Origin of the sequence: Aquimarina sp. MAR_2010_214, from assembly GCF_002846555.1 — a bacterium.
In the GTDB taxonomy this organism is placed as follows: domain Bacteria; phylum Bacteroidota; class Bacteroidia; order Flavobacteriales; family Flavobacteriaceae; genus Aquimarina.
Map to the genome: position 1 here is coordinate 5759234 of NZ_PJMS01000001.1, position 14362 is coordinate 5773595.

8 protein-coding genes are annotated in these 14362 nt (G+C 33.4%); 7 read left to right on the forward strand and 1 reads right to left on the reverse strand.

What is annotated here, in order from left to right; genetic code table 11:
• The first annotated feature begins 1056 nt into the window (after positions 1–1056).
• The 3 genes from ATE84_RS24890 to ATE84_RS24900 are packed head-to-tail and all read left to right on the forward strand — an operon-like array spanning position 1057 to position 9393.
• Positions 1057–4257: an RHS repeat domain-containing protein gene (locus tag ATE84_RS24890; protein WP_101450486.1), complete on the forward strand. Its 3201-nt coding sequence runs from the start codon at positions 1057–1059 to the stop codon at positions 4255–4257.
• 2 nt (positions 4258–4259) lie between these two features.
• Positions 4260–8972, forward strand: coding sequence for a DUF6443 domain-containing protein (locus ATE84_RS24895; RefSeq protein WP_101450487.1), 4713 nt, complete (start codon positions 4260–4262; stop codon positions 8970–8972).
• A 46-nt stretch (positions 8973–9018) separates the two neighbouring features.
• A complete protein-coding gene (locus tag ATE84_RS24900; RefSeq protein WP_158237253.1) occupies positions 9019–9393 on the forward strand; it encodes a hypothetical protein in 375 nt (124 codons plus the stop codon).
• A 114-nt stretch (positions 9394–9507) separates the two neighbouring features.
• On the opposite strand, the gene ATE84_RS24905 is transcribed toward ATE84_RS24900, so the two are convergent.
• A complete protein-coding gene (locus ATE84_RS24905; RefSeq protein WP_101448432.1) occupies positions 9508–9843 on the reverse strand; it encodes a helix-turn-helix domain-containing protein in 336 nt (111 codons plus the stop codon).
• A gap of 143 nt (positions 9844–9986) precedes the next feature.
• On the opposite strand from ATE84_RS24905, the gene ATE84_RS24910 reads away from it, so the two are divergent.
• The 4 genes from ATE84_RS24910 to ATE84_RS26405 are packed head-to-tail and all read left to right on the forward strand — an operon-like array spanning position 9987 to position 13588.
• Positions 9987–11561 carry a hypothetical protein gene (locus ATE84_RS24910; RefSeq protein ID WP_101448433.1) on the forward strand — a complete coding sequence of 525 codons (1575 nt, stop codon included), beginning with the start codon at positions 9987–9989 and terminating at the stop codon, positions 11559–11561.
• Between the two features lie 42 nt (positions 11562–11603).
• Entirely contained in the window at positions 11604–12524 is a 921-nt protein-coding gene (locus tag ATE84_RS24915) for a tyrosine-type recombinase/integrase (protein WP_101448434.1), read from the forward strand.
• Positions 12524–13417 (forward strand): site-specific integrase, encoded by an 894-nt coding sequence (locus ATE84_RS24920; protein WP_101448435.1) that lies wholly within the window; start codon positions 12524–12526, stop codon positions 13415–13417. The genes ATE84_RS24915 and ATE84_RS24920 overlap by 1 nt, the downstream gene beginning before the upstream one ends.
• 18 nt (positions 13418–13435) lie before the next feature.
• Entirely contained in the window at positions 13436–13588 is a 153-nt protein-coding gene (locus ATE84_RS26405) for a hypothetical protein (protein ID WP_158237254.1), read from the forward strand.
• The last annotated feature ends 774 nt before the right edge of the window (positions 13589–14362 follow it).

A 14362-nucleotide genomic window follows, 5' to 3' on the forward strand; every position in this document is an offset into this window, starting at 1 on the left:
GCTATTTATTTATCCCGAATTATCAATATCGTTAAGTTAAGTTTTTGCATTGTCAGTCTGAATCAGTCAATAAAGGTTTTATCCAATGAATGAACTGACGTTCCAAAGCGGAGCTTTGAAAATCTTTTTCACCAGTATAAGATTTGTTTTGCGTTAAAAAATCTTGAAGCCTTGGGAAAATTTTAGCAAACCAAATCTGGTTTTTGGTCAAGCCAAAAAATACCTTGAAAAAGCGCCTTTTCTTTTGGTTTTCTTTGCTGCCGGGCGAGCAAAGAAAATGAATAGGAAGTTAAATCAAAGCTAATTGGTTTAATTTTTTACGACACCTAAAACACCTTATATACAACTCATTAATACAAACATCAATGGTAGCCTGTCGAAGACCAACAAAGCCGATGTTTTTAATTGCACTTCGACAGGCTCAGTATGACATAGAGATAGTATTTTTCTTTAATTTAACGACATTGCCCGAATTATGTATCAGAACTTCGTTATGAGGCTTGAAAATGCAAGAAAAGAAGCTTGACAGATACGCTCTTTTTAATGCTGAAATACAACTAAAATATAATGATTTTTTTGGGAATTTTCAGTCTAGAATAAATGCTCTCCTATTGCTATCTCATTAAACTAGTAATCCCTTGTAGTTTCATTGCAGCTACTTTAATTTCTATACATATTCTTAACGATAGTTCATATACCAAAACTTTAGGTTTTAGACACAGCTTCCTATTTAACATTTTTTTAACAACTCCTATAAACCCAGTCCCGAAAAATGAAACTGGCACCGATTATCTTTGTACAAAGAATGGACTAAATTTACTATTTAGATGAAAACAAATTTGTTCTATTTTATGATACCTCACACTCATAAAATTCAATATTTATAATCATTCTTTTATAATTAGTAATTTGTTTTTTTTATCGGTTAATCATGAATTTTTGATGTAGTTTTAGCATTTCAAAAAAATAAGAGTTCATTTTGGATCATAAGATGAAGCTGTGTAGTGTATTCGTAAATGATAAAAAAACAATATTTATTTCAAAATCTTAAAATATATGAAACGATTGTGTTTTCTGGTAATAGCATCGCTATCTATTAGTTTTAGCGTATTAGCACAAAATGATCTTCTTACAAATCATTTTGTTCCAAAAATAACACCTCCAAATGTAAGTGCTTTTCAGACCGTAAATTTATCCAATGTAAATAGTTATACTGGTGCTGCTAATATTAGCATTCCAGTATTTAATATTCAATTAGGTAAAATCAATATTCCTATATCTATCGATTATTTGTCTACAGGAGTCAAACCAAATGAAACGAGCTCTAATATTGGTAAGAATTGGTCTTTAAACGCAGGAGGTAGTATCATTAAAATAATTAAGGGGACAGAAGATTTTTCTGCTTCTTTTATACAACCTTATAAAGCAGGAGCTAATGAATTGGTAAAATATACAGATTTATGTAATCCAAATACCAATAATAATATTTTAAAAAGGTTAGGTTGGTTGTTACAATCCGTTCCTTTTTCTACAAAAGATTATCTAGATATGTCTTCAAACTGCTCTGATAAGTCTTACTCTGTAGCAGATATAATCAATAAATCTTCTATAAAAAGAGATGAGTTCCCTGATCTATTTATAGCTAATGCTCCGGGACTTAGTTCTAAGTTTACACATCGTCTTAATCGAAGTATTATGGAATTAGAAAAACAAGGAAATATAATAACCACGTATATTGGAAAAAGTGGGATAATCAATTTCTTCCCAGAATTTAGTATGCCTATGTTTCCTGGTATCAATTATACTTATGATGGGGGACCTGCAAGAAGATTAACTTGTGTAAATAGTATTGACATCACCAACGTGCAAGGTGTTAAATATAAATTTAATGACCTAGATGTTATACAGTATGTACAAAGAAACATGATTGATAATGTCCCAAATGCAGGTGATGATGTACGATTAACTTCACAGGAGATTTCTTCATATAATCTTAGTAGTATAGAAGATACAGAAGGTAATAAAGTTGAATTTATTTATGAAAAATATCAAGTGTCTCAATCAGAATTCAAAAAAAGATCAAGTTATTTTTTAAGCACAAATCAAACTTTTAGTCCTCAAAGTTTGATGTCGACAGAAATAAAATATCCTCAATTAAACCGGCTTAAAAAAATTATGTATAGAACAGGTAACGTAGAGTTTTTCTATACTAAATCAAGAGAAGATGTAATTGGCGATTATGCACTGACTAGTATTGTAGTAAGAGATATTCATAATAAAATCATCAAAGAAGTTAGACTTGAGCAGAATTATTTTATTTCTAATAATGCATGTTCGGCACCTACCTGTAAAAATCTAAAATTAGAAAAAATACAGGTTTATGGCAGAAATAATGAGAAATTACCTCCATATCAATTTACATATAATAATACAAAATTACCTGAACGAGGAAGTCATTATGTAGATTTTTTAGGATATGCAAATAATCAAGTACCATCAAATTTTTTTGGAAAAAGCATTATAGAAGGAAAAGAAAGTGAATTAATTCCGTCACCTATTCTATATTTTTCTCCTTATAAAAAACGGTTATCGATATCTCCTATCAAAATTTATTCTGACACCTATATGACGGGAGGGATAATATCTTTGGCTTCGTCTAAAACATACTCAAAAGCAGGTATTTTAGAAAAAGTTATTACTCCAACAGGAGCTACTCAAGAATATTTTTATGAATTAAATAAATTTATTACTGAAGATGGCTTAGAAGTGACTGGAGGAGGGTTGCGAATAAAAAAACAGCAAATAAAAGATGAGTTGGGGCAAACTCAAATGAAACGATATCATTATATAGATGCTACAGGTAAATCATCTGGATATTTAAATAATTTACCCTTATATGGAATTCCTAAAGCTTATGACAATGCATATAACATTAAAAAGGAAGTAAATCAAAAAATTGCAACAGCTATACAACAAGGTAATATAAAACTGAATATCTTTTCCTCACCACAAACTAATATTCAACTAACTAATGGCTCTGCCATAGGATATTCTAAAATAATAATTGAGGAGAATAATAATGGATATGAGATACAAACGTTTACTTCGCCAAAGGAATTTCCTATAGAAGAACCTGCTTTTAATGCTTCTTATCTAGGTGCAAATGCCGAAATAGAAATTAGATATGCATACGAAAATGGCACGTTTTTTCAATATTTTAACAATAAAGATATACTACTAGGAAAAATAAAAACCATCAGCCAATATGATAATGATAATAAACTTTTATCAAAAAAGCAGATGACATATGAGTATAAGGTTACAGAAACAATGAAACGAGTAACTAAAGTGTATAAATCACAGATGCTTAGTGGTGTTAGTCCGGGAGAAGATTATTCTTTTCTTTTTACTACTACACTACATTCAGAACGTAATTTGAATACAAAAGTATTAGACACACAATTTTTACGTGATAAAAAAATTAGTACAGACACTAAATTTATCTATGATTCCAGTTTTCCTTTTGTTAATGAAGTGATAACATCAAGTAGTAAGGATACTAAACTTTTAGTCAACAGAAAATTTTATCCTTTTCAAACCGATAGATTTGATGGGATAGATGCAAATGATAACGCAATGAATATTGCTCTTAAAAATGCAAATCGTATAGGTGTTCCTGTCATGGAAAAATCTTTTAAAAAAATAGGAGAACAACCTGAATCATTGTTACAAACACAGCGGGTCACATATAAAAATTTTGGCCAAAAGATTTTGCCACATCAATTTTATTCATCAAAAGGGGCTGCTGGTTTGCAGATACGTACTACTAACAAAAGTTATGATGATTATGGAAACCTTACCAGTACTATTCAACTAAAAGGTACACCTATCAGCTTTATTTGGGGATACCAAAATAGTTTACCAATAGCTAAGCTAGAAAATATAACTTATGCTGATATCCCCTCTAATATTATCGAACAATTGCAAAACCTCTCAAATTCAGATGTTGATAGTTGTAATGAGAATACTTGTACAGAAGAATCGCTTCGCACAAATTTAAATACGTTACGTTCTTTATTTCCTAATGCTATGATTACCACATATACACATGATCCTTTTATAGGAGTAACCAGTATAACAGATAATAAAGGTTATACCTCGTACTACACTTATGATGGATTAGGAAGGCTAAAAGAGGCTAAAGACCACGATTCATATATCTTGTCACAATACAATTATAATTTCAAAAATTTATAAGCATGAAAATCTACATGTTATTCTTGGTTGTACTATTCTCTTGGGGGGTTAATGCACAAGTAATTGATCCAGATCCAGACCCTGATTGCCCTTCTTCCCAACAGATTCGATATTATTTGGATCAAGATTTAGATGGAATAGGAGCAGGTCCTGTAATTCTTTATTCTTGTAAACAATTAGAAGGTACCGAAAAAGGAAAAGGTCTATCTACATCTGATAATGATTGTGATGATAACGATCCAGATGCCAATATTGGAACACAATGGTATATAGATGCTGATCGAGATGGTTATGGAGATATTAATTTTACTCCTATATATCAATGCTTAAGACCAGAAGGATCATTTGTAGCTAATGGTTTAGACTGTAATGATCTGAATTTTGATATCAAAAATGTCAATACATATTATTTAGATGCAGATGGAGATGGTTATGGAAGTCGGAAAAATAATCAAAAATTAAGTACATGTGATCCTCTTCCAACCGGGTATTCGACAAATAACTATGATTATGATGATACTAACGCGCAAATTATTGATGCCCCGTTAAAATTAGTTTGTTCTGAAGGGGAAAAAATTGCAGTTTATGTTGATAGAGATAGGGATGGTTATGGTACAAGCTTAGGGATGTTTAATTGTGATACCCCTCCTGATGGATATTCATTGGAAAAAGGCGATTGCGATGATGATAACCCAGAAATAACTCTTAAATATTATTATGAAGATAATGATAAAGATTCTTTTGGAGATCCAAATAAAAGAATTTCTTGTGATTACCCGGGATTATTTAATTTAGATTTAGTTACCGGTGAAACTGTTCTAAACGAACTTTATGTAGAAAATGCTCTTGATTGTAATGACGGTGATCCTCTTATTTTAGATGGTTATTTTTTTTATAGGGATAAGGATGGAGATGGTTTCGGAAATAGGTTTGTAAAAGTAAAACATTGTACTAAACCACTTGGTTATGTTGCCAATCTTTCGGACTGTAATGATAATGACCCTAACATTACTCCCTCTACAATATGGTATGAAGATAAAGATAAAGATGGTTTTGGGGACCCTAACAAAAAGATGAATTCGTGTGATCAACCTGATGGCTATGTTGACAACGCACTTGATTCATGCCCAACACAGGGAGGACCCAACTCTGGATGTATTTCTACTGTTGTAGATGGATTTACAAATAAGAATTATATACATACCATTTTACCTCAAAAACCTTTAAGCGTTATAACATCGAGTACGAATAGAGACCAACTAATCGAAACCGTAAATTATTTTGATGATAGAGGTAGGTTAACTCAACAAATCACCATTAAAGGAGGTGAAAACCTTAATAAAAATGATATTGTTACTCGTGTTGAATATGATATACAAGGGAGACAAAGAAAAGAATACTTACCCTACGCAACCTCGGGAACTAAAAATGGTGGATTTTATAGTAATGCCACACTTGAAACATATGCTTTTTATGATACCAACAAATACGAGAATACCTTAAATCCATATTCAGAAAAAGTATTAGAAGCTTCACCATTAAACAGAGTACAAGAACAGGCAGCACCAGGAAATGACTGGAAAGCCAGTTCTGTCGACAATACTCCCGTTGTTCCTAGTAATTTACCCGTTGATATTGTTATTAATCATACGGTAAATGCTACTAGTTCTGAATCAGATAGAAATCTACTTGCTTCATCCTCTATAACATTAGCAGCTGGTACCTGGATACAATCAGGTAGTAATTTTAGTGCTAAAATTTTTAATACTAATAACAATTCTGAAACTGATAATCATACTATCAAATTTGATTGGGATACTAATATAACCGATGATGTAATATACTTTAAAGTAAACTTTACAGACCCAACAAATACAGAAGCACCTAGTTTGGTAAAGGATGGTTTTTATGCTCTAAATCAGTTGTATGTCACCATCACCAAAGATGAAAACTGGATCCCGACAGATGGGAATCTACATACCTCTCGAGAGTATAAAGACAAACAAGGCAGAGTGGTCTTAAAAAGAACCTATGCTTCGACAAGCTCAGCAACAGGGGCACCGAGCATAGTCGAGGCACATGACACGTATTATGTGTATGATGATTTTGGGAATCTTACTTATGTGATTCCACCTAAAGCAACTACTGCTGATGGTATTTCTGATATTGAACTTGCCGAATTATGTTATCAGTACACATATGATTACCGCAATCGATTGATTGAAAAGAAGATCCCCGGTAAGGATTGGGAGTCTATTGTATACAACCAGCTAGATCAACCGATCTTAACTCAGGATGCAAACCTAAAAGCAGACAATACCTGGCTCTTTACCAAATACGATGCTTTTGGAAGAGTAGCCTACACCGGTAAAATCAGTATCACAGAAAAAAACCGTAAACAACTACAAACCGAAGCAAATGCATATGCAGAGGAGCTATGGGTAACCAGAGGAGCTAAGGTTAGCATCGGAGGAGTAGATATGCACTATACTGATGGTGGTTATCCAAAAGCACTTGCAGGTGAGGTGTTAAGTATTACTTACTATGATGATTATGCGTTTTTAGGAGCTACTCCACAGCAAGCTTTTATAAAACCGAATACTATTTATAATGAAGCAGTTTCAGATCAAACCAAAACATTGGCAACCGGAAGTTTAGTAAAAATACTAGATACCTCATATTGGACAACTACAGTTACCTATTATGATAAAAAAGCAAGACCGATTTATATAGCCAGTAAAAATGAATATCTCAACACTACTGATATTATAGAGAGCAAGCTTGATTTTGTAGGTAAAGTAGAAGAAATCAAAACCAGCCATACCAAAGACAGCAACGCTGCAATTGTAACGATAGATACATTTACTTATGATCATATGGGTAGACTAAAAGAGCAAGCTCAAAAGATCAATACCCAAACCCCAGAGGTAATTGTGGCTAATACTTATGATAATTTAGGACAATTGAAATCTAAGACTACAGGAGGAGGATTGCAAGAGGTAGATTACACCTATAATGTACGAGGTTGGCTGACTAAGATTAATGATCCTAATGTAGCTCTTGGAAACAAATTGTTTGCTTTTGGGATCAATTACAATACCCCACAACACGGGGCTAAGGCATTGTTTAATGGTAATATTGCAGAAACAAAGTGGAAAACTGCCAATGATAATGTAGAGCGATATTACAAATATGAGTACGATGCTTTAAACCGAATCACAAGTGGGAGTAGTAAAGACAACAATTACAGCTTAAGTGATGTTACCTATGATAAGGTGGGTAATATTATGAGTCTAACTCGCAGTGGTTTCCAGAACTCAAGCACATTTACGGGTATGGATATATTGGGATACGAGTATGACAGTGGTAATAAGCTACAAAAAGTAACCGATACCGGTAATAAAACCTATGGGTTTAAAGATGGTACTAATACTGATAATGACTTTGTCTATGATGCTAATGGTAACATGATCAAAGATCAAAACAAGGGGATTACGGGGATTACTTACAATCATTTAAATCTACCTAAAACCGTAACTGTAAATAATGCAGATCATACCGGAGATATTACTTATATTTACGATGCCACTGGTGTAAAATTAAAAAAGATTGCAACAGAGGGAAGTTCTATGACAACAGAGTATGCTGGTAATTATGTGTATAAGAATGGTGTATTAGAGTTCTTTAACCACCCAGAAGGTTATGTAGAGAAAGAAGCTGATGGATATAAATATGTCTATCAGTTTAAAGACCACTTAGGGAATATCCGACTCTCCTACAAAGACAGTAACAAAGACGGTAAAATCACCCAAAGCGAGATTGTAGAGGAGAAACATTATTATCCTTTTGGTCTACAACATAAAGGATACAACTTCGCTGTAAATGGTAGGAAACATAACTATGGATTTGGTGGGAAAGAAGAACAAGATGGACTAGGACTTGATTGGCACGACTTCGGTGCTAGAAATTATGATGCTTCGCTTGGTCGTTGGATGAATATTGATCCACTTGCAGAACAGTACCTTTCCTTAAGTCCATATAACTACACTATGAATAATCCTATATTCTTTGTTGACCCTGATGGACAAGAAGTAATAATCCATTTTAACAAGACTAAAAACAGGTTATACATATATGATGATGATAAGTGGGATGATAATTTAGAAACTAAGGCCGTAAGTGCGGAAGAGTATAAAACTTCTTTTGAAGAAGGTGAAGAAAAGTATAATCAAATACTTGTAATTCACAATGTTTTTTCTGGTGGAAACGATAGAGATGGTGATGGAGAAATAGAATATGGAGGTTCAGAAAACGAAAAAGAAATACCTAATGGAGAATACGATTTAGTAGATAATAAATCAGATGATAAGCATCCTGATTGGTATCGAATAGATTCAAAGACTGATGGAAATCGATACAATGATCGTTATGATGATCCAACTGAGAAAAATTCTAAGGGAAAACTTAGAGATGGATTTAGATTACATTTAGGAGGTATGAGTTGGGGATGCGTAACTATCTGTAGAGGACCCGAATATAACAAAAAGCAAAAAGAGTGGAATGTTCTAAATCAAATAATACAAACTACGGAAACAACAACAGTTAATGATAGAAGAGGAAGGCAGTCTGTAAATCCTCTTTCTAGATTAACAGTTTATGGGACTATTACAGTATCAGGACAGAACCCAAAACCGAAACAAAAAAAGAGTAACTAAAATGCGAAAATGTAGTTTTTTGGTAATGATTATAGTCATTTGTACAATGATTACTAGTTGTAATAATTGTAATGAAATTCAAGGAATAGTAATATCAGAACTTCTAAATAGACAAATAAATGATTCATATTGTGATATACTAAATAAAGCAATTGAGTTAGATAAAGAAGCAATAATTAAAATTTCAACTATTGAAGTTTCTGATGCAGCAGGATATGATCATGGTTATGTTTTAATTCGTTTAATAGAAAAGATTGGCGAGCAAGAATATTTAAAAGCCTTGGAAAATGTTTCAACGGAGCAAAAAAAATCTATTGAATCATATTTATGGGCAGGTCTTGAATATGGAGGAAATAAAATCTATAGTAATAAAAAGCTGAACGAAGTTTTACCTCTATTAGCAGAATCATTAAAACAGTAAATAATGAATATAATAGCGCGGAAATGTTTTCTGTGCTGGGTATGTAAGCGGTAAGAGTGGTTAAAATAAATGCTAAGAACCAGTTACATTGATGTAGCTGGTTTTTTTATGCGGTTAAGAGAAAGCTTGTTTAGTTTTATAGTTCTGTATCACATTATCAATTAAAAAGAAGAGCTTACTTTTAGTGTCTTGGTCAAGTTGCTCAATATCTTCAATACGTTTTAGAACTTCTTTGTCATAAGTAGATAATTGACCTTCACCAATAATATAATCAACAGATACATCGAATACTTTAGCTATTTTAAGGAGTATATCTACAGAAGGTGCATTTTCATTACGTTCATAATTACCAATAATAGTTCTAGAAACATCAACTTTTTTAGCTAAGTCACTTTGTGATAAGCTATGCTTCTTTCTTAAACTGATAATCTTACTTCCAATGTCCAACATAGTTATCTAAAATCAAGTGTTTGTAACGATTATAGGCAAATTTAGTCAAAATATTTTGACATAAGAAATGATTGATTGACATTAGATTGAAAAGAATATTGTACATTTGTCAAGAACCCTTGACAATTAAATATTTTTAAACAATGCTAAAAACACACAATCCACACAACTACAGCTACATCACAAAACACTTAGAAATCCACATCTTAGGTGGGATCAAACTCAATAATTTAGACCGTATGCGAGTCACTATGAGCGTACAGAAACCAAAAAGCATTAATGTATTACGTCACAGTATCGATTTATACAATGATAACATGGTAGAGAAATTTGTACGAAAGATTGCCGAACGTATCGAAATCGGTACGAGTATTGCCCGTAAAACCTTGCAAGAACTCACATCAGCACTAGAACACTATAGAATTGATGAACTGGAGGCAGCCAATAAAGCAAACGAAATACAGGTAAAAGAACTTAGTGAGAAAGAAGAACAAGCAGCTGTAAAGTTTTTGAAATCTAAAGATCTGCTTAAAAAGACAAATGAACTGATTGGTAAATCTGGAGTAATCGGAGAAGAAACCAACCGATTGTTAATGTACTTAATTTTTACGAGTAGAAAAACTAATAATCCATTGCATTGTATCAGTCTTGGTAGTTCGGGAGTTGGTAAAACACACTTGCAATCTAAAGTAGCAGAACTGATCCCCGATGAAGATAAAATAGAAATCACTGTATTATCAGCTAATGCGTTTTACTATTTTAATAGAACAGAATTACAATACAAATTGATTTTAATCGAGGATTTAGATGGTGCAGAATCAGTACTTTATCCACTACGTGAATTACAATCTAAAAAACGAATTACCAAAACGGTAGTCCATAAAGACTCGCGTGGCGAGAGCAAGACAATCCATTTAGTCGTAGAAGGTCCTGTAAGTATTGCAGGTTGTACTACACAAGAAAGTATCTACGAAGACAACAGCAACAGGAGTTTTTTACTCTATATCGACGAATCGGAAGAACAAGATAAAAAGATTATGGATTACCAGCGGTTGTTAAGTGCAGGCAAACGAAATGTAAAAGAAGAATGTACAGCAGCCAGATTTTTACGTGATGTACAAAGAACCTTAAACTCGGTATCAGTTCGTAATCCGTATGCAGAATACTTGAGTTTACCATCCTCAGTTTTTAAACCAAGAAGAACCAACAGCCATTATTTACAATTTATAGAAGCCGTTACCTTTTACTGCCAGTGGCAGAGGCAGAAAAAATATGACGAGGAAACGGGGGAAGAATATATAGAAACCACAATCCAAGATATAGAACAAGCTAACGAACTGATCAAAGAAGTATTATTACATAAAAGTGATACCATCACAGGAGCAGCCAGAAATCATTTAGAAAAGCTTAAAACTTATTTAAAAGAAAATAACCAGACAACATTTACTAATGCCGAAATCCGAAAGCAGCTACATCTTAAAGAAAGTACATTACGAGGCTATCACAAACAACTACAGGAAGAAGGGTATATAAAAAGAATGAGGCATAAAAAGACTAAAAGTTATTGTTTTGAAATCACCGATATGAAGGAGTATGATTGGCTCAAATCCAATATTGACAATGCTTTAAAGAGTTGCATACTACAGATAGAACTCGCAACCCCGCAACCAACCCGCAAGTCACCTAGTTGCGAATCCAAAAGTAAGAAAGCCAGTTAATTAACTGCTACTCGCTACAAAATCACAAAAAACACATACCCTATGAAAAAAAGTAAGCTACAAAATGCTGGCTATAGAACTCTATTGACCAATTTTAGCGAATGGTTGGACATATTGGGTTATAGTGATGCGATGCAAAAGAACTATCCTGCACAACTCTGTGAGTTCTTCTACTGGTTAGAACAAAACGATATTACTCATATTGATTATATACAAGATCATCATATCAGGAATTACTACAACCATTTAAAACAACGACCCAATAAGACAAGAGGTGGCGGACTAAGCAATATCTATCTTAATAATCACCTGCAATCCTTACACAAGTTTAGGGAATACTTAAAAAAGCACAATGCAAAACCCTTTAATCTACCCATCAAAAGGGAAAAGGAAACTATAGCAGAAAAGCTAAATATAGTATCGCAAGAAGAAATCAAAGACTTGTTTATGGCAACGAATTACAGCAATCCATTACCAAGATTTAGGGCAAGACAAAAAGCAGTATTAGTCTGTTTGTACAGTTGTGGTATGCGAAGAAATGAAGTGTTGAACATAGAAATATCAGATATCCTTTTTGATAAAGAACGAATCTACGTCAGAAAAGGTAAAAACTATAAAGAACGCTTTATACCCATCAATTTATACAACCTACAAATACTAGAAGATTATGTGTACGATACACGGATGAACTTTAAAAAGTCAAGTGAGAGCAACTATGTTTTTATTACCGAACATAGTATCAAAATGAGTGGAGCTACTTTAGAAAACGATTTAAAACAGATTATAAAAGCTACAGAAGATAGGATACTACTCGAAAGAAATATTACGCCACACGCCTTACGTCACAGTATTGCTACCCACTTTTTACAAGCAGGCATGAAGATCGAGGATATACAACAGTTTTTAGGACATAGCAGTCTGGAATCAACACAAATCTATACACATATTTTAAAAGAAAACTAATGGAATATCGAGAGTATTTACACCAAGAAAATTATAGTAAGACCACAATAGTACATTATCTAAAACGTATTACAGAATTTACGGGATGGCTTAAAAAGCGAAGGGTTACAGCAAGCGAGATCGATTATAAAACCTGTATGAAATACATCAAATACCTACAACAAAAAAAGATCAAACCCCAAACAATCAATAATCACCTGGTAACGATTAGAAATTACTTTGATTACCTGATAGAGCGAGCAGAGCGAAGCGAAAACCCATTAGAAGATGTATCTGTAAAAGGTACTGTAAAAAAGATGTTGCACAATCTTTTAGAGCCAGACGAACTAGAAGATCTATACTACAGTTATGAAACCGAGAAGTTTAACAGGAACGCTAACGGCTTTGCTAAATATGCAGCAAAACGTAATAAAATTATTGTTGGGCTAATCGTATATCAAGGTTTAAATGCTACCCATCTAAAAAGCCTAAACTTAGAAGATGTACAATTAAAAAAAGGTAAAATCTATGTTCCTGCAACCCGTAGGAGCAATGCCAGAGAAATAGAATTAAAACCTTGGCAAATCATTGATTTTATCGAATATCTAGACCAAATCCGACCACAAATAGCCAAAAACAACGATCTGCACAATCAAGAATTATTAATCCCACAAAAGTGCTTTAATGATATGCTACGAATAGGAATCTTAAAAAGATTAAAAAAGATCAATCATAAAGTCATTAATGTAAATCAATTACGAGCCTCTGTAATCTGTAATTGGTTAGGCCAATACAATATCCGTAAAGTTCAATATCTGGCAGGACATAAACACATCGGTTCTACAGAATCCTATAAACAAAACAATCTGGAAAGCTTGCACGAAGCAATCAACCAGTTCCATCCAATACATTAAATTACAAAACCCATCCTTATGAAAATAGAACTTATCATTACCGACAAAGAGGAATTAAATTATTTACAAAGTTCCTTAGCCGCAGCAATACATCAATTAGCCATATCAGAAAAAAACCATGAAGATAGTATTTATTGGTTATCACAAATCTTACTTTTATCTTACGAGTAGTATAATAATCAAGTGACTCCCTACGGTCGGCATATTATTATGGGCGCAGACAAAAAAGTCTTTGCCCATAAGCTGTTATAAGGTGTTCCTTCGTCACTCGTTCCCTGCTTCGCCAGTTGCTATCGCACCATAATCACTTCCTCGCCTTCGGTCGTCAGCAATTATTACTGGTCTTCGCGGGACTCCTTCCTCCATCACCCGTAGCTACTTTTTTGCTTAAAAACAATAAGGTACGCTATCGCTAAATACTAAATTAAGCAAAACCGCTACTTCATGGGCTACGCCGCTTAGTCGCAACCTAGCCGATTATTTATGTGGAAGTTAATATCTGATAAAGAAGAACACATAAAAATCGTCTGGCACACAAAACCACTACGTTCCTTTTTGTGTGTCGGTTGCTCCACTACGCTTTGGCTACGCCTTTGTCTTCTGCGTTCGCCACGCAGGCATCTTCAATCGCCAGATAGCTATGATCAATCTTGAAGCTGAAGCACTACACTTACAGCCTTTGCGCACTTCAGCTTCAAGATCAATCGATCTTACTCAAACGGAAAATATTTTAAGAAAAAGTGGAATGCGGTGGCTGATGTAGTAGGTCTTCCGCTTTTTATTAAAATACTAGCCTTAATGGCGATTGAATGACCCCACAATGCTTAGAATCACGTCTACGACACGATTATATGTGTATAATACTATAATATCTCTCCTAAAAATAGCTTGTTAGAAGTCAAAATCTTTAAGTGTAGTAGTCGGTGCGCGGCTATTTTATATAAA